Origin of the sequence: Rhizobium gallicum bv. gallicum R602sp, assembly GCF_000816845.1 — a bacterium.
GTDB classification, from domain to species: domain Bacteria; phylum Pseudomonadota; class Alphaproteobacteria; order Rhizobiales; family Rhizobiaceae; genus Rhizobium; species Rhizobium gallicum.
Window position 1 is genome coordinate 992397 of the sequence record NZ_CP006880.1, and the last position, 19930, is coordinate 1012326.

General features: G+C 57.6%; 17 protein-coding genes and 2 pseudogenes. 16 read left to right on the forward strand and 3 right to left on the reverse strand.

The features are described from left to right. Window positions 1-599 precede the first annotated feature (599 nt). The 6 genes from RGR602_RS27865 (at window position 600) to RGR602_RS27885 (ending at window position 7559) form a co-directional block, all read left to right on the forward strand. Window positions 600-1778: an acyltransferase family protein gene (locus RGR602_RS27865; protein ID WP_040115273.1), complete on the forward strand. Its 1179-nt coding sequence runs from the start codon at window positions 600-602 to the stop codon at window positions 1776-1778. A 3-nt stretch (window positions 1779-1781) separates the two neighbouring features. After that, complete coding sequence (locus RGR602_RS27870) at window positions 1782-2885, forward strand: glycosyltransferase family 2 protein (RefSeq protein WP_040115274.1); 1104 nt, start codon at window positions 1782-1784, stop codon at window positions 2883-2885. 109 nt (window positions 2886-2994) lie between these two features. Continuing rightward, complete coding sequence (locus RGR602_RS27875; RefSeq protein ID WP_040115275.1) at window positions 2995-4779, forward strand: ABC transporter ATP-binding protein; 1785 nt, start codon at window positions 2995-2997, stop codon at window positions 4777-4779. Window positions 4780-5228: 449 nt separating this feature from the next. Beyond that, window positions 5229-5438, forward strand: coding sequence for a hypothetical protein (locus RGR602_RS27880; RefSeq protein ID WP_040115276.1), 210 nt, complete (start codon window positions 5229-5231; stop codon window positions 5436-5438). An 83-nt stretch (window positions 5439-5521) separates the two neighbouring features. Next, window positions 5522-5674, forward strand: a complete 153-nt coding sequence (locus tag RGR602_RS39310; protein WP_246703715.1) for a DUF1772 domain-containing protein — start codon at window positions 5522-5524, stop codon at window positions 5672-5674. Window positions 5675-6011: 337 nt separating this feature from the next. Next, complete coding sequence (locus tag RGR602_RS27885; protein WP_040115277.1) at window positions 6012-7559, forward strand: MFS transporter; 1548 nt, start codon at window positions 6012-6014, stop codon at window positions 7557-7559. Between the two features lie 415 nt (window positions 7560-7974). Here the strand turns inward: RGR602_RS27885 and RGR602_RS27890 are convergent, their stop codons facing one another. Then, window positions 7975-8184, reverse strand: a complete 210-nt coding sequence (locus RGR602_RS27890) for a cold-shock protein (RefSeq protein WP_040115278.1) — start codon at window positions 8182-8184, stop codon at window positions 7975-7977. A 920-nt stretch (window positions 8185-9104) separates the two neighbouring features. On the opposite strand from RGR602_RS27890, the gene RGR602_RS27900 reads away from it, so the two are divergent. From RGR602_RS27900 to RGR602_RS27920, 5 genes are all read left to right on the forward strand, one after another. Further along, window positions 9105-9323 (forward strand): hypothetical protein, encoded by a 219-nt coding sequence (locus tag RGR602_RS27900; RefSeq protein ID WP_040115282.1) that lies wholly within the window; start codon window positions 9105-9107, stop codon window positions 9321-9323. After that, window positions 9310-9558, forward strand: a complete 249-nt coding sequence (locus tag RGR602_RS27905) for a hypothetical protein (RefSeq protein WP_040115283.1) — start codon at window positions 9310-9312, stop codon at window positions 9556-9558. The genes RGR602_RS27900 and RGR602_RS27905 overlap by 14 nt, the downstream gene beginning before the upstream one ends. A gap of 254 nt (window positions 9559-9812) precedes the next feature. Beyond that, on the forward strand, window positions 9813-10022 hold the full coding sequence (locus RGR602_RS27910; RefSeq protein ID WP_022719019.1) for a cold-shock protein: 210 nt from the start codon (window positions 9813-9815) through the stop codon (window positions 10020-10022). A 185-nt stretch (window positions 10023-10207) separates the two neighbouring features. Beyond that, window positions 10208-10534: a DUF6481 family protein gene (locus RGR602_RS27915; RefSeq protein ID WP_040115288.1), complete on the forward strand. Its 327-nt coding sequence runs from the start codon at window positions 10208-10210 to the stop codon at window positions 10532-10534. Window positions 10535-10616: 82 nt separating this feature from the next. Next, on the forward strand, window positions 10617-11651 hold the full coding sequence (locus RGR602_RS27920) for a fatty acid desaturase (protein ID WP_040116531.1): 1035 nt from the start codon (window positions 10617-10619) through the stop codon (window positions 11649-11651). Between the two features lie 135 nt (window positions 11652-11786). Here RGR602_RS27920 and RGR602_RS27925 read toward each other — a convergent pair whose 3' ends face one another. Beyond that, window positions 11787-13067: a diguanylate cyclase gene (locus tag RGR602_RS27925; protein WP_082046706.1), complete on the reverse strand. Its 1281-nt coding sequence runs from the start codon at window positions 13065-13067 to the stop codon at window positions 11787-11789. 310 nt (window positions 13068-13377) lie between these two features. Between RGR602_RS27925 and RGR602_RS27930 the strand changes: the two genes are divergently transcribed. The 5 genes and pseudogenes from RGR602_RS27930 to RGR602_RS27955 all read left to right on the forward strand — a co-directional run bounded on the left by RGR602_RS27930 (window position 13378) and on the right by RGR602_RS27955 (window position 18861). Beyond that, window positions 13378-14157 (forward strand): DUF1194 domain-containing protein, encoded by a 780-nt coding sequence (locus RGR602_RS27930; protein ID WP_040115290.1) that lies wholly within the window; start codon window positions 13378-13380, stop codon window positions 14155-14157. Window positions 14158-14934: 777 nt separating this feature from the next. After that, window positions 14935-16188: pseudogene (locus tag RGR602_RS27935) on the forward strand (sensor domain-containing diguanylate cyclase). Window positions 16189-16684: 496 nt separating this feature from the next. After that, a complete protein-coding gene (locus tag RGR602_RS27945; RefSeq protein ID WP_040115293.1) occupies window positions 16685-17098 on the forward strand; it encodes a membrane protein in 414 nt (137 codons plus the stop codon). Between the two features lie 66 nt (window positions 17099-17164). Next, the gene (locus RGR602_RS27950; RefSeq protein ID WP_040115295.1) at window positions 17165-17413 is read left to right on the forward strand and encodes a hypothetical protein; all 249 of its coding nucleotides are present in this window, start codon (window positions 17165-17167) and stop codon (window positions 17411-17413) included. A 365-nt stretch (window positions 17414-17778) separates the two neighbouring features. Beyond that, on the forward strand, window positions 17779-18861 hold the full coding sequence (locus tag RGR602_RS27955) for a YihY/virulence factor BrkB family protein (protein ID WP_040115297.1): 1083 nt from the start codon (window positions 17779-17781) through the stop codon (window positions 18859-18861). Between the two features lie 21 nt (window positions 18862-18882). On the opposite strand, the pseudogene RGR602_RS36530 reads toward RGR602_RS27955, so the two are convergent. Beyond that, window positions 18883-19730: pseudogene (locus RGR602_RS36530) on the reverse strand (acyl-CoA thioester hydrolase/BAAT C-terminal domain-containing protein). Window positions 19731-19930: the final 200 nt, after the last annotated feature.

Sequence of the window (19930 nt, forward strand, 5' to 3'; positions counted from 1 at the left end):
GAATTTCAGGCCGAAACCCGCTTGCGGCTTGCTGGCCCGGACGATCGCACCGTGATGAGTGGATTGGTACAGGCGCTCGCAAATGTGATGCAAAACCGGCTGTGTTGGCGAGTGACGACCGGTTGTTCCGGCGATCTGCTGGTTGCCGGCCAGTGGGTTTGTCACCTTCACGAAACCTGCCGTCCTTCCAGGCAGTCTTGGAACGTGCTCGGGAAGAGCCTTCCGCTCTCTTCGAGGAGCGTGAAGCGGGCCACCACGTGAAATGCTTGGAGCTCTTAGTTGACGGGTTTAAAGGCGGCCACAGCATAGCCGCGACCGGTTGCGCCGAGTTCCTTGCAGGTGGCGTCGCACCGGTTTGTTTGCCCGAGAGCATGGGTGCGCAGAACACAGGTGAAGTCGAGGCAGGCGCCAGGGAGCCATATCGGACTAAAGTCTGATATTGCGTTGGCGTCACAGTTTGGCCCGATTCCCACGAATTTTTAGGAAGCGCTTTGATACTTCGATCCGCCTCATCGGGAACGGAATAATAGCAGCAGGCTGCAGGACTGCAGCCGGGCGTTGCTTCGGCGACGAGGGGCCCACGAGACTGAGGGGGATAGATGTTTCATGCACGCGATCGGCAACTGGATGGTCTTCGGACTTTTGCCATTTCAATGGTGCTGTACGACCATTTCTTGGCAGCCGAAGGATCAGTTTTGGGCCATCTGGGCGTACGACTGTTCTTTGTACTCAGCGGCTTTTTGATAACGCGGCTTCTCTTGGAAGCGCGCTCGGCAATCCAGTATGAGCCAGTAAATGCGCTGAAATCGTTCTATCTTCGCCGCGCACTTCGGATATTTCCCCCGTACTTCGCAGTCCTAGGCTTCGTCTGGCTTGTCGACCTTGAAGGCGCTCGGGGCAACCTCAAATGGCACGCGCTCTATCTCTCAAATTTCTGGTATGCCCTTCGTGATGAATGGACGCCGTGGGTGTTGTGTCATACCTGGAGCCTAAGCATCGAGGAGCAGTTTTACGTCGCTTGGCCGCTGGTCATCCTGTTCGCGCCGCGCCGGTTTATCGCACCGATTTGCATCGCCGTCGTCACATTTTCGCTTGCGTATCGTTTCTACTGGCCACTGACAGGCACACCATCTCTCGCGCGTGACCTTCTTCCTCCAGCGTCGATGGATGCGCTCGTCGCAGGCGCGCTCCTCGCAGTCCATCGAAGCAGAACCGACGTCTGGCCACAATGGATACGGCTAAGCTGGGTTCCCTTGACTGGCGCCGCCGTCATTTTCCTCTGGCTGAAATCAGCCGCCATGCCGCCGGCGCTTGAATGGCTGGCATGGATCGGTCGCGAGCTTTCTCCCCTCGCACCGTTCGTATTGTTGGTTGGATGTTGTTCGTCAGGCCTGCGAGGCGCCTTCGGCCGCCTGTTGGAGCTCCCGCTGATTGTCGCCATCGGGCGCGTAAGCTACGGCATTTATCTTTTCCATCCAATTGTCCTTTCGCTGATCGTCAAGGCTCAACCCTGGATTCCGGTGAATGTCTCAGAACAGGGTCCTTCACGTTTTGTGGTTGGAACAACAGCCACCTTGATGGTCGCTTCAATCTCTTGGCTGGCTTTCGAAAGACCGCTCAACCAGCTCAAACGCTATTTTCCATACGTCCGCTCCGGAAGCTCCGCCCGCCTTCCGTCGTCTACCAAGCGGAGTGAGGCCGGGGGACAGGAATATGATGCTTCAGCCTATGGCCGCAGCTATGCCAATCGCGGCATTTCCGATGAACATGCGAGCTGAACGATGTCTGTCCCATTGATCTCTGTTGTGCTGCCTGTCTATAACGGCGAACCTTATGTTGCTGCAGCGCTGGAAAGCATTCTGCGCCAGGACTATGGGCGCTTTGAAGTGATTGCACTTGACGACGGCTCGACCGATCGATCGTTGAGTATTCTCCAACGGTATCGAAACGTCGACGATCGTGTGCGCATCGTTTCGCGGGAGAATCGCGGGCTCGTTGCGACCTTGAATGAGGGCATCGCCCTGGCGAGGGGCGATCTGATCGCCAGGATGGATGCAGACGACATTTCCTATCCGTCCCGCTTTTCACGCCAGGTGGCACTTTTTGCCCAGCAGCCGGAGCTCGCCATGAGTGGAACGGGCATCGATCAGCTTCTCGGCAATCGCGTGATCCGCGGCAAGCCAAATCCGATCTATCAGTCCGGGGATTGGCACATACTGTCGCTGTTCTTTACGATCTTCTTGCACTCGACCGTAATGTTTAACCGAAGGGTCGTTCCCGAAGACATGCTGGTATATGACGCCGGTTATGTGCATGCGGAGGATTTCGATCTTTTCAGGCGAATCGCCCGAGAGTTTCCGGCGGCAATGATCGATGACAGCCTGGTCGCCTATCGTATTCACTCCGACAGTGTCACGAGCAGACATAAGCACCAAATGCGTCGAACCCATCTGAAGATCGTTGCAGAGAACCTCGAGCGGCAATCTCTTAACGATGACCCCGACGCTCTTCATGACATCGGCGCAGGCGTCACACTGGACACGGTACGCCGTGTGGCAGATTGCATTCTCACGCTGGAAAGAAAAATTGCCAAGCAAGCCGCGCCGGCGTCCTCCAGCTATGCCGACGGAGCCTTGTGTTTCTTCTATTTCCTCTATCAGCTCATTGCCGATGAGCAGCGTCCCGAACTAACACACGAGTTTCTCACGCGAACCGGAAAGTGGCAGGTCATTCGACGGCGGGAGCGATATGGACTTCGCTCAGCCTTTCATGCCCCGTGGTTGTGCCGCTTTTCAGATGGGGCCACCCGGCGAGCGGATGCGCTGGCGCGTTACTGCCAGTCGGTGCCGGTCAAAATGGTCCCGCCGCTTCAGGGGCTCGCATAGTGGCGGGGGGTGCTGTCGCGCTTACACCTCCTGTCACCATCGTACGATGGGAGCTGTCAGAGGTAACCCCGATCGACCAGATAACTCGTCTGCTGAGGTCACGACCGCCATGCTAGAATTCATTATGTCGAGCTTTCGGCTATTGCGTCAGGCGCTGGGCAAAAAGATCGGCCTCATTGCGGTTGTCGTCGTTCTTGGGCTCAGCAGCGCTGTCCTTGAAGGCACTGGCATTGGACTTATTATTCCCATGCTCGGCATCATTGCCGGCGATAAGGATCCCTCAGGAATGGCCGGGTTCTCAGCCGTCTTCCAGCAAGTGGGTGCCGGCCTGGATGACCGCGTAAGGCTGATCGCGATCGCTGCCGCCATCCTTGGATTGATCACCCTGAAGAATGTGCTGGCGTTCGCCAACGCCGTGCTTGCCAATTTCATCTACGGCAAGGCCGGCCATGCGATCCGCAGCTCTCTTGCCAGGCAGCTTTTGACGATCGGATACCCGTTTTTTCTGCAGCAAAGCCCCGGGCGGCTGCTCAATATCATCTCCAACGAATCCTGGCGGGCTTCGGACGCGATACAAACTATGCTCGCTTCGATCGTGTCCGCCTCGGCGGTCGTCATTTTGCTCGCCTTTCTCCTGCTTCTTTCATGGCAGATGACGCTGTGTGTTGCATTGGGGCTTGTTCTGATCCAGGCCATTCATGCGATCTTGTCGGCCAGTCTGAAAGACCCGAGCCGCAATGTCACTTCGTTCAACGGTGAGCTCGCCGCCAGGATGCTTCATCTCGTACATGCCGGACGGCTGATTCGTGCATTCGGACAGGAGCAGCGAGAAAAAGCAGTCTTTGATTTCGCTTCAGATGCCGTACGAAAAGCGGGTTTCGTCCTCCAATCCCGCCAGGCTGCACTGCCGCCGCTGACCGAGACGCTTCATTCGGGTCTGTTTCTAGCAGTCGTCGTCGGCGCCTGGCTTTGGGGAGTAAGTTTTCCGATTATCGTGGCCTTCGTGGTCCTACTCTATCGTCTGCAGCCACACGTCCGTTCACTGCAAATGGCATGGAGCCAAGTGCAGAGCTGGAGCGGCTCCTTGGAAGAGGTCAGATGGCTTCTGGACTCGTCTGACAAGCCGCCGCCGCCTGGAGGCGACGGCCAGCTTCATGCGCCTGTTCAGCGGATCAAATTTGATCGTGTGACTTTCAAATATCCGGGGTCTGGCTCGCGACCCGTCGTGCTGCGCGCCGCGACTTTCGAAATTCGCCAAGGCCGTTCGACGGCCATTATCGGACGGTCGGGGGCTGGAAAAACGACAATTGTCAATCTTCTGTGTCGATTTGTGGAGCCCGATGAAGGAGATATTCTGGTCGATGGCACCCCTCTTAATCAAATCGATCCCGTCCTGTGGCGAAGGCAAATTGCACTCGCCAGCCAGGACCTTGAGCTGATCGACGGCACTATTCTCCAGAATATCACCTATGGTCACAACGCCACGTTGGCCGAGGCGGAGAGCGCAGCCAAGCTTGCCGAGGCGCATGAGTTCATCGAAAAGCTTCCTGATGGATATGAGACGATCGTCGGCTATAGGGGAGCCAGCCTTTCGGCTGGTCAACGGCAGCGGATCGCCCTGGCAAGGGCCCTCGTGCGCGATCCGGAAATCCTCATCCTGGACGAGGCCACGAACGCCATCGACGGATTGTCTGAAGCAGCGATCGTGGAGACCTTGAAATCAAGAGCTGGTCGTCGTGCGACGATCGTCATCAGCCATCACCGCAGCACGATCTCATTTTGCGACGACGTCGTGATCCTGGACGGCGGCCGTGTCACGAACCAGACCCCGTTTGCCGAAATCGCGACTTTAAGCATGGACCAACTCTACGAGCACGCAACGCTCTCTTCCTAAGGACAGGAATGCCTCGGCCCTTGATTGCGCATGATTGTCAGTCGTTTTCGCTCTGCCTTCGCCGCAGGCACGGTGCTTTCCGATATCGATGCCCTGACTATGTCCGGGTTGCTTAACGGGTAAACGGTGATCTGCTCCAGCCTGTCGAACGCAGCGGGTCAAAACCGCCGCTCGGCTGTGATGCGCCGCCTGCTCCGGCCATTCGAAGTTGTTATCCCGCTAACATTTTTCAGTTGACCCCTTCAGCCTACGCCCTAGCTGACGGTTGAGGGCATCAAAGTGAAGAAGATCGCAAGCCCTTCGAAGGATCAGTTTCAACGCGCAAACAATCGCTCTGGCGTCAAGCTCGTCCTCAAGGAGGCTGCCGCTCTTCGCGATGAAAAGGATCGAACGCCCCGTGCGGCCGGACGGCAAGGCTTCAAGAGGAGCAGCTATTAGCGGAGATCAACATGCCACAGCTTGAAAGAATTCCCCATGTCGTGCCCCACGACGAACATGTCGTCACTGCAAGAGAAGCTCTTGAGGGGCTCTATCTGAAGCTTGAGCAGGAAGCTGAAGTGCGTCTGATCGCGGCCGCCCTTCGAGCGGGCTGGTCTGCCGAAGAGGCGTTGGATGCCATCGACCAGTTGCGCCAGGAAGACATGCATTCGATGCATTAACGAGACCTCGCACGTGCACGTACCCGACAAGTTGGTCGTGCAAAGCGCCCGCGCTCTGGTTTGCTACTGCCGCGGTCGTCTATCTGGTTTTCGGACTGCTGCTCACATTCACGGTGAACGTGCCTATGAACGAGACGTTAGCCGCGACTGCCGTTCCCCATGACATCGAGACGGCGGGAAATATCTGGCGGGACTATTCGAAGCGATGGCAGTTTTTAAACCACGGCCGAGAATAGCCTTAGCCCTTGGCGCCTTTGGGGTGGCAAGGTTGTGACCGGAGTACCAGGCCTGAATGACCGAATAGAGTTGACGGCGAACGTCACCGTCGGCAGAGGAGAGCGTGCGCCGCTGCCGTGGTATTGTCTTGTCCAGTCCTCCGTCGGTCCTGCGCGCTTCAGCATTTCTGGGGTGAAACCCGTCAAACCAACGGCCGTTGAAAGTCTGGCTTAACCCTGCATTCCGGTCTGCGCGGGACGTTTATTGCGGTTCGTTAGACTTATGGGCGTTCGGCGCTGGTTGCCAAAATCTTGAGGGGAGGCGAGATTTGCAAAATCATAACTCGGGAGGCAGCCTTTGCAGGAACATCTTGCAGAAAAACCCCAGCCCACCGCCGGCAGCCGCGAATGGATCGGCCTCTATGTTCTGTCGATCGCCTGCCTTATCTATTCGATGGATTTGTCCGTCCTGTTTCTCGCGATGCCGGCGATTGTCTCAGATCTCGATCCATCCGCATCGGAACTGCTCTGGATAAACGATATCTACGGCTTCATGGTTTCGGGATTTTTGGTGACCATGGGCACACTTGGAGATCGGATAGGACGAAGGCGGGTGCTGCTCGTCGGTGCTTTCGCCTTCGCCGTGGCCTCCTCGCTTACGGCGGCAGCCAGCACCCCTCAGCAATTGATCATCGCACGTGCGCTGCTCGGTGTCGCCGGTGCCACCATCGCTCCTTCCACGTTGTCACTTGTGGTCAACCTTTTCCAGGACGAGGCCGAGCGCAACCGGGCGATCAGTATATGGGGCACGGCCTTCGCCCTTGGTGGCCTGGTTGGCCCGCTCTTAGGAGGCGCGTTACTGGAATATTTCCATTGGGGGTCGGTCTTCCTGATCAATATTCCGGTTATGATGGCCTTGCTGATCGCAGCTCCCTTTCTCCTGCCGGAGTATAGAAATGACGAGGGCGGCAAACTCGATCTTCCGAGTGTCTTGTTGTCCCTTGCAACCGTTCTGCCGATTATCTACGGCTTCAAGCATATGGCCGCCGATGGTTTCAAACCGGGCCAGCTGCTTCCAATCGTTGTTGGCGCTTTGGTCGGCATCGTGTTCGTGCGCCGCCAGAAGCATCTTGTTCACCCCTTGATCGATCTTGGTCTCTTTGGCGTTCCGTCCTTCACGGCTTCATTGATGGTTAATCTCGCCGGTGTATTTTTCGTCTTCGGTATTTTCCTGTTCCAGAACCTGTTTCTGCAGCTGGTGCTCGGGCTTTCGCCGCTGGGAGCGGCGTTGTGGTCGGTGCCATCGGCGCTGGTCTTTACCGTTATGTCTTTTCAGGCCTATCGCTTCACCAACCGCTTTGGTCCGGTCAGTACCGTGATCGGGGGTCTGATCGTCAATGCTGTCGGAACAACTGCCATGGCGGTTGCGGCATACGCTGAAAGTCTCGTTGGAATCTTGATGGCAAGCATGCTTATTGGACTCGGCTTCGTCCCGGTTATCCTCACGACGACGGGGCTGATCGTCAGCACCGCGCCGCCCGAACGTGCTGGATCTGCCTCTGCCATTTCGGAAACCAGTGCGGAATTCGGCGGCGCGCTCGGTGTCGCCTTACTCGGCAGTCTTGGAACGCTGGTCTATCGCATGACGATGGACCAAGTGAACTTAAGCGGGTTCAACGAGGCACAGGTCGTAGCGATCTCCGCGACGCTCGCCGGAGCGGTGGAGATCGCAAGGACATTGGGCGGTTCGGCGGAGCTTCCTTGGCTCGAGACGGCGAAACGCGGCTTCGCGCTCGGTTTTGCTGCCTGCTGCGCCCTGGCCTCGGTTACCCTTCTGATTTTGGCCGCCGTCGCTCACAACGTGTATGCAAGCGAGGCTACAGATGAAAACGATGCCCCGCGCTAGGCGGTTAGAATTGATCCGCGATCGAAATGCCATCGGCTGATCGCTCAAGGTCGCGGGGGCTGCCCTGCATCGGCGGAGGCCGAAAGTGTTTGCTCGTTCGTCGTTGCGCGGTGCCGCTGCCCTGATGGCTCCGAGAAGGTTCTCATAGGTGTAGAATATGCTGGTGTACTCATTCTTAAAGTGAAGCAGGACCAGTTCTTGTGAGACGACGTCTTGCGCCAGCCATCGGATAGCTTGCCCCGGTCGAGATTCACCTGGTCGGACGACGAGGAAGAAAAGAGCCGCCCCTGAAGCAAGCAATACGATCGGGCGATTTGCTTTGGCGTGCACGCCTCGCTTCGGCCGCAGGCGACGGCGGCGTACGGGGCACCGTTCGAGCCAAAACGCTTTCTCCTGGAGTACCTGTCTTCCCTATCTATAGGACCTTCAGGTTCTCGGCGGACGATTTGCCTGACCGGCGATCCTCGACGATCTCGTAGCTGATCTTCTGCCCTTCGCTCAAGTTGGTAAGACCCGACCGCTGGACGGCGGAAATATGAACGAACGTGTCGGTTGAGCCATCATCGGGCTGGATAAAGCCAAAGCCCTTGGTTTGGTTGAAGAACTTCACTGTCCCCGTCGGCATTTTCCGATCCTCATCTTGGAAACTCATTCAAATACATTGGAAGAACACTCATGCGTTGACAAGTGGCAACTTCAGTCCGTCCGGTCGTCGAAGTGCCTTTCTGCTGAGATCGGCTGCCGGTACCATCGACCTACCCGTTTCGCCGGCGGCGGCACACCTCAGCGAAAGATTCCCGGCTGCATCAGACATCGTCGGGACTGGGTGCGGCCATCTGCCAATTCCCTGCGGCTAGCCCGGACTCCTTCATGTTGGTGAGTCGATATATAGCCGTTATAAAGGATCGTGGCATGGTTGGCTCGATACGAATCGGAGTTCTGCATGAGCATTGAAGGCCGTCGGGTGGCTGTCACAAAAGCGTTTGGGCGCGCGCGCAGGCTCGGTCTCGAAATTGATGCCGATCCAGCCTTTCATGCCTTGATCGAATGCTGGGTCGCGGGTGAATTGACCATGCCTCAAGCTCGCGAGCGGTATCTCGCACTGCTGAAAGAGCGGGAAAAGTCCCGTCACGAGCGAGGACTATCTGTCCGCCCGGATCCTGCAGTGCCCGAAGAAGAGGCAAAGCCCTCGACGGGAGAAGTGGGAGCCGGGAACGAGCCAGTTCTGCAAAGCGTGCGAAAACGACGCCGGACGCGAAAGCCCGAATGACTGCCTTTCGTGAACTCCGGCCGATGATTTTATAATGGGTCGCAGTGGTTGACGTCGGAGGTGCTTGTTGCGAAGATGGGCTGTGGCGGCGCCTTGAAAGGGGCGGCCGGCGTCACCATGTCATTGTTACGCTTTCAGACGTTCGGGTTGCTGATTCCGCTGGCCCGGCCGGCTGATTGGCTAACTGAGAACCGCGAAAGTCCCGAATTCCGCCCTGGCGGAAGAGAATTGCGCTGAACGCTATTGCCTCGCGCATCCACGTTTAGGATACCTTTATGATAGACACGACCCGCCACACGGCGGAAAGCCTGTTCCGGCGCGCAGCGCCGGAGGGTTCGAATGCTGCCAAGCTGCAGGACATCCGCGCCAGGCAGATCCTCAAAATGAGAGAACGAAGGCCCGTCGAACGGCAGCAGCGGCTCGAAAATCGTACAAGGAGCGCCAACATCGTGACGCTCTCTGCCCGTAAGGAGCTTACGCATGGCGCCGTTTGATTATAGTGCTGCTGCAGGACTTTATCCCTGCAAGACGGTAAGGAGAACGAGCCACCTTCGATACAAAAGGTTTGAATCAGCTGCTGAAGCGCTCCGCTTTGCGATCGAGGACATGCCCGCCTCGATGCTTCGCGGTGCCGTTCTGGAAGTTGAGGAAGCCCGCTTCGATGGTCAGCAGATGCAGACGTTTTACGAAGCCGATGGATATCCTCTGCCCAGGCGGCGGAAGAACTGAAGCGCGTATGATGCCTCAATCTGGCTGGCGCGACCTGTCTCCTTGTATTCTACCAAAAGTAGTATAACTTTAGATGCCAAAACAAGAAGTTGACGTGACGATCAAAGCGTCTATACTCGCGCCATCGATACTTTGTTTGCCGATATTTGTTTTTGCTGCGCCTCGCGCTTCGTGACGAACTTCCCTCTCTCAAAAGTCGAAAAACCGCTGTGCATCGCCCGGCGGTAAACAATGTTGCTAAAGAAAGGTTCGTTATGACGACTGGTACGGTTAAATGGTTCAATTCGACCAAAGGTTTCGGCTTCATCCAGCCTGATGACGGCAGCGCCGATGTGTTCGTTCATATTTCGGCTGTCGAACGTGCAGGCATGAATTCGATCGTCGAAGGCCAGAAGCTCGGTTTCGAGCTTGAGCGCGACAGCAAGTCGGGCAAGATGTCTGCCAGCCAGCTCAAGGCCGCCTGAGCCTCAGCCGCCGATGACCGCAGATGTATCGGTACGGCGGCACGAAGCTTCAGGGGCCAGGCTTCGTGTCTGGCCCTTTCCGTTCTGAAGCTCCTCCAGGAGTGCACGATACCGTCACCACCGGCCTTCATTGGCTGCGCATTCATCCCACGCATGCTACTTTACGAGATCCAAAGGAATATCTGTTGAAACGTCCCACCGACAACGGCTTTACCGAGCGCCGCAATGCTGCGGCTGAGGCCAAACGAGAGCTTCTGGCAAAGTTTGCCTCCGCCCCGAAATCGGCTGATCCCGCCATGCAGGAGAGACTTGCCGCGCGTGATGCGGTGACCCAGGCCCGTGAGCTCCGTCGTGCCGAACGGGAAGCATTGAAGGCGGCACAGGAAAAGGCAGAGGCCGAATCTCGTCAGGCAGAGATTGCCGATCAGGTTTCACGCGCCGCGGCCGCCGAAGCCGCACGCAAGGCCGAACGCGATCGCCGTTATGCCGCACGCAAGGCTCGTAAATCCTGACGCGCAAACCACGGCGTTTATGGGCGCAAACAGGTCATGCGCGCACAGATGGTGCAAGATGCGCGAACAGGAAAAGCTTTTGATGAATGCAAATGTCTATACACCTGCCTCACTTGCTGAAGACAATGTCGCAGCTTGGTTGAAAACCCTGGCGAAATACCGTCAGCCGCGGGTTGGTCGCAGCGCCTTCGAGCTGATTGTCACCGTCATCCCGTTCGCAGCGTGCTGGGCTGTCGCCTATTTTTCTTTCGTTGACGGATTCTGGTACGGGCTGGCCGCGGTCATTCCGGCCGCAGCCTTCCTGCTACGCCTGTTTATGATCCAGCACGATTGCGGCCATGGCTCGTTCTTCGCCCGTCGCGGCATCGACGATTGGACAGGGCGTGTGATTGGCGTGCTTACGCTGACCCCTTACGATTATTGGCGTCGGGCGCACGCCGCCCATCATGCATCGGCTGGCAATCTGGATGAGCGGGGTGTTGGCGACATCACGACTCTGACGGTTGCAGAATACCGTGCCCTTTCGCCCATGAGACGGCTCGGCTATCGCCTCTACCGTCACCCACTCGTGATGTTCGGCATCGGCCCGGCCTGGCTCTTCCTCTTCAAGCAACGCCTGCCAATCGGAATGATGAATTCCGGAGCGCTTCCCTGGGTATCGACAATGGGCACAAACCTAGCTCTCGTCACACTCGCAGGCTTGATGATGTGGATTGCGGGGGTCTGGCCGTTCCTGCTGATCCACCTGCCGATCGTGCTTGTGTCGGGTGCGGCCGGCATATGGCTCTTCTACGTCCAGCATCAGTTCGAGGATACGCACTGGTCAACGGGCGACGACTGGCGGTTTCCGGAAGCTGCCCTTCACGGTGCGTCCCACTACGACTTGCCGCTGGTGCTGCGATGGATGACCGGCAACATCGGCATCCACCACATCCATCACCTGTCGAGCCGCATACCCTATTACCGGCTGCCCGAAGTGCTGCGCGATCATCCGCAACTTGCCGGAATCGGGCGCATTACACTTTGGCAAAGCCTGCAATGCGTCGGGCTTGTGCTGTGGGATGATCGACGCCAGAAACTCGTTTCATTTCGTGACGCGGCGACAGCGGCGGCTTAATTTCGACGCGCGGAATCGGGCTCGGTTCGCGGTGGAGCGGCCGTGGCTGTCTTCTAAAACAAGCGTGACCGGCGAAGACGAGACCATGAATGAGCGTCCTGACCGAGACTCCACTCCGTATCGGGACAAGCGAGCTTAGATGCTCGATGAAACCGATCCGTGGAGGACCACGCGATTGCGACCGGCCTGTTTCGCAAGGTAAAGCGCTGCATCGGCCTGACGCTGAAGCTGCTCGGGCGATGCAGCCTCTGCGGCTGGGGCCTGTACCGCCACTCCAATGCTCAAGGTGACGTAGGGGGAGACGCGCGATCCAGGATTGGGAAACGTGCCGGCTTCGACGCTCTTGCGAATTTGTTCAGCCACAGCGATGGCTCCGCGCGCGTCCAACCCTGGAAGCAGAACAAGGAACTCTTCGCCGCCGTAGCGCGCCACATGGTCCCGATCGCGCCTCACGCAGTCCTGGATAATATCGGCAACTTCGACGAGACAGCGATCACCCTCGGCATGGCCGAGACGATCATTCAGGTTCTTGAACTCATCAATATCGCACATCAGCATGGCTGCGCCTGCAGGGCATTTGGTGCCGCCGCCCCAGAGCCGATCGAGTGTTTCCATCATCCAGCGCCGGTTTGCGAGCCCGGTTAGGGGATCGGTTCTTGCGAGATGCTCAAGTCTGCCATTTGCGTCTGCCAGTTCAGCGACACGGCAGCGGTCTCGAAGCTCAAGTAGGAAAGTCTTCTGGGCAAGGATCGTCATGGTCCGTCTGGCAACGACCGTTGCAATGATACCGCTGGCAAAAAACAGCGTCGCAGCCACGGCGCTGCCGATTTCAAGGCTTGGGTTCAGCAACTGAAAAACGAGATAAAGGCCGAGCGCCAAAACGGCGATCGTCACCGTCCAAGCCAATGGTATACCAAAGATAATGATGGCTGTAATCGCCACGAACAGCATGATGTTCAAGTGCCGCTCGTAGAACTCGCCACCCGCGCTCACGCCCACCAATGCGATCGACAAGAGAATGAGGAACATGCCGGCAATCAGCGATAGCCCTTGGAGCCAGGGTGCGCGCGGCTTTTGCCAAACAACGGCGATGGCCATAGCGACTGCCGGGAGGATGCTGCTCGGCGGGAGCATCGGCACGGTGACGGCTCTTGGAAGCATCAACATGTTGAGCGACAGCGTCAGCACATCCAACAAAGCTACCCATACCATCCAGGCGCGAACGATCTTGGCCGTTCGCGACCAGGAGCGCTCCCGAAACAGGCGACGAAGCTCGCCTTTGAGACGGATGTCACGCGTACGGCGGGTGAGAAGCCGTTCAATTTCCGCCATCGCAGCTGGGTCCTGCACGTGAAGCGGCACCTGTTTGGACGTATTCAACGAACCGATCGGAACTGCATTCTCCTGGACATCCATTTGAACCCAACTAGCGGAATATCTGCCGCAGGCAAGCATGGCAGGGCGCCCTGAAGATGGATTGCCATGACCGCAACCATTATCGTGTTCAGCCGCAAATTCGTGCAATCGGCGCCGCTGTACACCGACAACTTTTCGGCTCGTGTCGATCGCGGTCGTCGAGATCGGGACGGATAAACGTCGGATGCTGTCGACAGAGCCGGATTTCCATCTCTCACCGAAAGTTGAAGGGCCGCAGGCGCTCGAGGGTCATTCTCCGACCAAGCTGTGTTACAGTCCTTTGCGTGAATAACGCAGTGATTGGTTGACGATGTTTACGACGCTCGCGGTGCTCATCGGCCTCTCCGGTCTCCCCTCGACAGTGGCGCAAGCTTCGGAAGTCGAGGTCGATGTCGAACTTGTCCTTGCTGTCGATACCTCACGGTCCATGGATTACGAGGAAGTTCGCATCCAGCGCGAGGGCTATATCGAAGCGCTCAAGCACAAGGAATTCATCGACGCGGTGAAGGGCGGTCTCACCGGTCGCATTGTCATCAGCTATTTTGAATGGGCAGGCTATGTTGTGCCCGGTTCCGTGATCGAGTGGCAGGCAATCGAGACGCAGCAGGATGCGCTCGATTTCGCCAATAAGCTGGAAGCGCGACCGATCAGCACGCAGCGTCGTACATCGATCTCCGCTGCGATAGCCCAGGGCGCCACAATGATAGTCTCCAGCCCCTATGACGGCATAAGGAAGGTGATCGATGTTTCCGGGGATGGGCCAAACAATTCCGGCGATCCGGTCATGTCTACCCGGGACAAGGCGTTAGGGGTAGGCATCGTCATTAACGGTCTCGCCATTATGCTGAGACCTGCCGAGGCTCCGAGCGGGCTCGACAAATATTATGCGGATTGCGTCATCGGCGGCCCCGGATCCTTCGTGCTGCCGGTTCGCAAGATAGAGGATTTCGCCGTTGCTGTGCGCCGTAAGCTGGTCATGGAGATCAGTGGCCTTACCCCGCCGGCGGAGATTCAAAAAATCGCCGACGGCATACCGGCTACCGACTGCATGATTGGCGAGAAGCAGTGGCAGGACCTGTTCAACCGCTGAGTTTCACTGTCCTACCATCCGTTTCCGTTCGGTTCTTACAACTGCGTCTCTCAGTCCGCTGCTCTACCGGGTGACCGGTTCTTCGTTCGGCGACAACGAGTCCCTGACGGCGATGCTCACCAAAAATGCGCTTTCGGCAACTTGCTGAACGCCGGATATTTATTGAACGAACACCCGTCTCCGACGCTTCATTGTCTATCGCGCAGCCCCCACGCCTTCTATCACGAGCTTCACGCCGAGCGCCCCTGCGACGGCCCCTGCTGCCCGGTCGATCCATTGCTTGGAAAGCAGGTAAACGGAACGCGGTTTTCTGGACGAGAAAGCGAAAGCGACAATCGCGTACCAGACGAATTCGTTGCAAAAGAGCAAAGGCGGCAGGACAATCAGCTTCGCACTGGCACAGAACGAAAACGCGCTTCTGGGAAAGCGGACTCACGATGACAACAGTTCCTTCTCCAACGCTCTTGCGCGTAGTGCGCTCCGAAGCGCTCTAAAACTTTTACGCGCCCAGCCGTGAGGTCGACGCTGAGCGCGCAGAAACTAGGCCGCGAAACTGCGGCAGGGACGCGATCGACCCTGGAAATGGTTGACAAGTCTGAGCAGGCGCCACCAAGAAGGGCTGGCGAAGAGGAACCGACTGCGGCCTCGACCGGCTTTTCAGCACTCAGTGCGCGGCATCCGAATCCCTGAAGCGTTAACTTTTCGCTATCGCCGAATTCCTTTGTTAATTTTTCGAATCGATCATCAACCCACGGACCTTTGAGGAGAGACGCGGAAATGGCAGGGGCAAGACCATTCGGGAAGTCATCTGCAGTGGCCGCCGAGCGGGAAGCAGCCCGCCTGGCTGCACTGGAACGCTTCGACCTGCTCGACACGCCAAGAGACGAAGGCTTCGATCGGGTGGTGCGGCTGATCAAGGAAATCTTCGCAATCGATATCGGTATCGTCTCGCTGATCGATGCGCATCGTCAATGGTATAAGGCCTGCTCCGGCCTTTTTAACCGATGAGGTGCCGCGCGAAGATACGTTCTGCCGCTACGTCGTGGACTGCGAAGAACCAATCATCGTGGAGGATGCAACCAAGGATCTGCGGTTTTCAAACCATCCGGCGGTGACGGGCAAGACCCACATCCGTTTTTATGCAGGCGTCCCATTGAAAACGAATGACGGACACGCAATTGGCACGGTGTGCGCGATAGATCGCAGGCCAAGATCATTCGGCAGCAGAGATCTGGCGATCCTCACCGAACTTGCGGGTGCCGCCATGGATCGAATCGAATTACTGCAATCGGCAGCCACCGACAGCCTGACCGAAGCCCTAACGCGGCGCGCCTTCAAGCAGGAAGCCGAGCAGCTCATCTCCTTGGCTTTGCGGCACCAGCACAGTCTTTCCTGCGTCGTCTTCGACATCGATCATTTCAAGCGAGTCAACGACACCTATGGTCATGCTGCCGGAGACGAGGTTCTCAAGACGGTCGCGTCAACATGCAGGGCAGCACTGAGGGCCGGCGATCTGTTTGGCCGCCTCGGGGGCGAAGAGTTCGCCATTATCCTTCCCCATATTGACCGGGAAGGTGCAATTGCAGTGGCGGAAAAACTGAGGACTGCGATCTCGTCGCAGGAAATCCGCGGCGACTACGGCACGCTGAGGGCGACAGCCAGCTTGGGAGTCTCGGCACTCTCGATCGTTAGCAAAGACATCGAGACACTTCTGGCCCAGGCGGACGCCGCGATTTATCATGCCAAGCATAAAGGACGAAATCGTTGCGTCTCGTGGAGTTCCATTCAAGCGGATCAGACGATGGGCAACCGTCGTCGGGTGCTGAAGGCTGGTTCCATTATATCTAACGATCGACGTTCAACCATCGACTGCACCATCAAGTCCCTCGGTAGCGACAGTGCCGCGCTTTCCGTTTCAAACTCGGCCGGTATTCCTCCCGAGTTCGTTCTGGCTATTAAAGGGGAAGGTTTCGAGACGGGTTGCCAGGTGATTGCCCAGGATCGGCACACGTGGAAGTGGCATTCAGATAGCGTCAGCCACGTTCTTAAGCCCACGCATAAGAGAGCTGTCAGGGGCCACTCCTTTGGGCGTGGATTGCGCAGGTGTTTCGCTCGCCTCTTATGAAGGACCAGCACCAAACGAACCTGATTGAACCGGAGCTGGTCCGCAGACTAACCAGCGAGGACCTCGACAGGTTGAGGACCTGGAAAGCCGCAGCTGCTGTTTATGTCGGACAGGGCCGATGTCGCAGCCCTTACCGAAGCGGTACATCGCAGGTCCGCTTCTACGAGGATTTGCCCGACGATACGTTCCCCAGCGCAGCCATTGGACTCGACGACGAAGGCTATCGCACTCTCGAAGACGTCGCCGCGAAGCGGATCGAAGCTTCATGGTCCATCTGGACTGCGCGACTAAACGCTCCGTCATCCAATCGGTCAGCAGCAATTCGACTGCGTGGCTTGTGCGCTTGAACGCAGGACCGTCTGCTCCAGTTAACGTGGAAAGACCATTTCAGGGAGACCGCCCATGCCGCCTCGCAAACGAACCGACACCGCGCCCTTGGTTGCCAAGGGTGCCAAGATCGGCGAGCCCGTTCCCAAGGCGATTGTCGACACCAACACCGCCGCGGTAGGCATTCCGCCTCAGCCGGACTATGATCCTCGCGAAGAAATCAGCGCCCTGCGCAAGCAGATGGAGGCGTTGCGGCAGCAGATTTCCGACGCCGCGCAATCCGTAAAGGGTGGCGCAAGGCAAGCCGCACGTCAGACTGAAGCAACGGTTAAGCTCTATCCTGTTTCATCACTCCTGACCGCCGCGGCGGTCGCCGGTGCGTTTGCCTTTGCGATCGCCGGTCTTCGATCATCTACGCCTCGCTCACGCTACGACCGGGCGCTCGATGAAGTCCGCGATCTTTACGACCGTATCCGCGACCGTCTTTAGTCACATTTAGTGATTGCCTGTTGATCGATTCTCCCCCACGCTGCGTCATGCAAGCGAGGGACACGCATGCTCGAAGTCATTATACGCCGCAGCCTGGACATCGTTGACCGGACGGAACGCTTGGTCGAAAAGGCGAGAAGGCTGATCGGAAGTGGCAGTCTCGACGACGTCGAGGCATATCGAATTCACGAGGAGATCGAGCGCCTTACGGACCTCGTCTTCATCATGGATGACGCAGCGCGGTTGCTCCGCCGGACGTTCGAGCAACGTCCAGAGATGGCTCGTGTGTATCCTGCTCACGTGACCCTGCAGTAGGACCGTCACGCCCCCCGAGACGCACGCTGCTGTGCTCAGAGGAACAAACCTTCCAATTGATGGTTCATGAGATGCGGCAGGCGCCGTCCGCCATGCCGCATACAGAAACCGAAACACGAACACCTTGGCCAAGCCGCCGACGCGGAGAAAAACACGGTTGCGGCCCAGCTGTATTCGATGATGGATTAAGACCGAAGATTGCATCCGACGTCTCTAACGAGGCTGTTTCAGTCGCGTCCGACGTTCATGATGCTTCCAAGGTAGGATGGTCGAGGAGGCGGACAAATCTTAGGATGAGCAAGGGGAACCGCGATCCCAACAAGAAGCGTGGCCCACCGCAATTACCCTGCTGAATGGAACTACCTATGCTCAGTCGTCCGCACATTAAGCTGTCGAGCGTCGCCACCCTCCTTGTCTTGGTGGGCGGTGTACTCGTCGCACTGAGGGGCACCCATGGAGACACGCCAGCCGGATCAGTGGAGACTGAGTTCGAGGCTGGTCGAGGAAGGGACGCAAGCGTTCCCGAGGCGATACCTGTAAAAGGCCTGCGCGATGTCTTTTGGCGGGTGGTTCACGAGGTCATCGATGATCGTGTGACACTCATAGCAGCCGGAGTGACGTTCTACCTCTTGTTGGGTCTTTTCCCCTCGCTGTCGGCACTCGTCGCGCTTTACGGGCTGATTGCAGATCCGGCCACCATGGCTGGCCACCTCCGGGAACTGTCAGGACTGCTTCCGCCGGGCGCGTTCGATCTCATCGCCGATCGCATCAAGAGCCTCGCGGAAAGCCGCGACTCGACGCTTGGCATCACTTTCTTCGTTGGCCTTGCCATCGCCCTGTGGAGCACGCACAGCGGGACGCTGGCGGTCTTCGATGCGATGAACGTGGCCTATGAAGAAAAGGAAAAGCGGGGACTGGTCAAGCTTAACCTCGTAGGGCTGTGCTTCACTTTCGGCGCGATGCTCTCTGCCGCCACAATAATAGGATTGGTCGCTGTCATGCCTGTGGTGCTTTCCTATCTTTGGCTCGACCTATTCAAAGAGCACATGGCCCTGCTCCTGAGGTGGCCGCTGTTGCTTTTGATCGCAGCCGCAGCCACCACCGCCGTATACCGCTTCGGTCCGAGCCGCGAGCCCGCCAAGCTCCGATGGATGACGTGGGGTGCCTTTCTTGTGAGCTTTTCATGGTTTGCGATGTCGATCGGATTTTCGTTCTACCTCAACCACTTCGCCAACTACGACGCGACCTATGGCACCCTCGGCGCGCTGATCGGCTTCCTGGTCTGGATTTGGCTGTCGATCGTCATCCTGATCGTGGGAGGCGAGCTGAATGCCGAGCTGGAACACCAGACGGCGAAGGACACTACCACGGGCGCACCATTGCCGATGGGATCACGCGGAGCCTATGTGGCGGACACTCTCGGCGAGACTGCAGACCGGCTGCGCTGACCACCATGGCGTCCAACACGGTTATGCGAGGTGTATAATATTGGCAAAAGCAACCCAAGCAGCCCTTCCCAGTCGCCTCTCAGATTTATCGCTGCCCCCGTGCGCATGCAGCGACGATCTTGGCGTTGTTTCCGCTGGAAGGAGGATACGATGACCAGCCTCTGGATCGCAAATCAGCTCGGCTTCTTTCGCGAACATTTGGCGGCGATGAAGAACCGATCTCGCAAAGCTCTCCGAGCGCCAGAGCGTCACTGCCGCCAGCGATCAGAATTATTTTTGCCCGGCTTTGTTCGACGGGAATGGTGGCAGCCGGAATCGATTTGGCGTAGCGTTGAAGACAGTGCTCGAACAAGCTTCGATAGGAAACCAGCCCGTTCGTGTATTCCTTTGTCCATAAAGGATCGGTGGGTACGAAGGGCAGGGCTCGCTCTTCCATGTCCACGATGAGCGCTCCGGCCAGGCGATGCCGTCACGGCCCGGTCCGATGTTCCCCCAGACAACGGACGTTGGGCTCATGGCAAAGACTGCGTCGACGCGCTCATCGCGTGCAGCAACAAGCAGAGCAGCTTCCGCACCTTTTGATGTTCCGGCTATGGCGATCTGCCTGCAGCCGCGTTTCTCAAGTTCGTCGATTGCTTGGACGAACGTCTCCAGCGGGACTTCACAGATTCCTGGGGCTTGGCCCTCGCCGCCGAACCAGCGCAGGGCAAGCGACGTTGCGCCGATGCTGGCGAAGAGCGGAGCACGTGGAACATCGACACGCCCGCTCGATCCGGCGAGAACAAGGGTTCCCCTTCCGTCCGCCGATCAGGTTCAAGCAATATTCCTTGGACGTTTCCGGATAGATCGATCTGGATACAGCTCGCCATTGAACAGCCTTGACATGTGCATCCTTGTTTTTGGCAGAGGCCAACCTGCGTTTCCCAACGCTGCCAACCACCTGAAGGGTGCTCGAAGCAGTGTAAGAATCGGAAACACTTTGTGACTAAGTTACTCCGAATGCTACGTTTTTCTATCTTGTCGTCCTAGCGGTCCTGACGGATATTAGCGAGCGATGAGAGGTAGCCAC

What these genes read in the sequence shown, in the direction of transcription:
- RGR602_RS27905 (WP_040115283.1), top strand. Translation starts at nt 9,310, where the DNA reads ATGGCGCCGTTTGATTATAGTGCTGCTGCAGGACTTTATCCCTGCAAG.
- RGR602_RS27910 (WP_022719019.1), top strand. Translation starts at nt 9,813, where the DNA reads ATGACGACTGGTACGGTTAAATGGTTCAATTCGACCAAAGGTTTCGGC.
- RGR602_RS27865 (WP_040115273.1), top strand. Translation starts at nt 600, where the DNA reads ATGTTTCATGCACGCGATCGGCAACTGGATGGTCTTCGGACTTTTGCC.
- RGR602_RS27880 (WP_040115276.1), top strand. Translation starts at nt 5,229, where the DNA reads ATGCCACAGCTTGAAAGAATTCCCCATGTCGTGCCCCACGACGAACAT.
- RGR602_RS27925 (WP_082046706.1), bottom strand. Translation starts at nt 13,067, where the DNA reads ATGGATGTCCAGGAGAATGCAGTTCCGATCGGTTCGTTGAATACGTCC.
- RGR602_RS27900 (WP_040115282.1), top strand. Translation starts at nt 9,105, where the DNA reads ATGATAGACACGACCCGCCACACGGCGGAAAGCCTGTTCCGGCGCGCA.
- RGR602_RS27945 (WP_040115293.1), top strand. Translation starts at nt 16,685, where the DNA reads ATGCCGCCTCGCAAACGAACCGACACCGCGCCCTTGGTTGCCAAGGGT.
- RGR602_RS27920 (WP_040116531.1), top strand. Translation starts at nt 10,617, where the DNA reads ATGAATGCAAATGTCTATACACCTGCCTCACTTGCTGAAGACAATGTC.
- RGR602_RS27890 (WP_040115278.1), bottom strand. Translation starts at nt 8,184, where the DNA reads ATGCCGACGGGGACAGTGAAGTTCTTCAACCAAACCAAGGGCTTTGGC.
- RGR602_RS27870 (WP_040115274.1), top strand. Translation starts at nt 1,782, where the DNA reads ATGTCTGTCCCATTGATCTCTGTTGTGCTGCCTGTCTATAACGGCGAA.
- RGR602_RS27875 (WP_040115275.1), top strand. Translation starts at nt 2,995, where the DNA reads ATGCTAGAATTCATTATGTCGAGCTTTCGGCTATTGCGTCAGGCGCTG.
- RGR602_RS27955 (WP_040115297.1), top strand. Translation starts at nt 17,779, where the DNA reads ATGCTCAGTCGTCCGCACATTAAGCTGTCGAGCGTCGCCACCCTCCTT.
- RGR602_RS27950 (WP_040115295.1), top strand. Translation starts at nt 17,165, where the DNA reads ATGCTCGAAGTCATTATACGCCGCAGCCTGGACATCGTTGACCGGACG.
- RGR602_RS27930 (WP_040115290.1), top strand. Translation starts at nt 13,378, where the DNA reads ATGTTTACGACGCTCGCGGTGCTCATCGGCCTCTCCGGTCTCCCCTCG.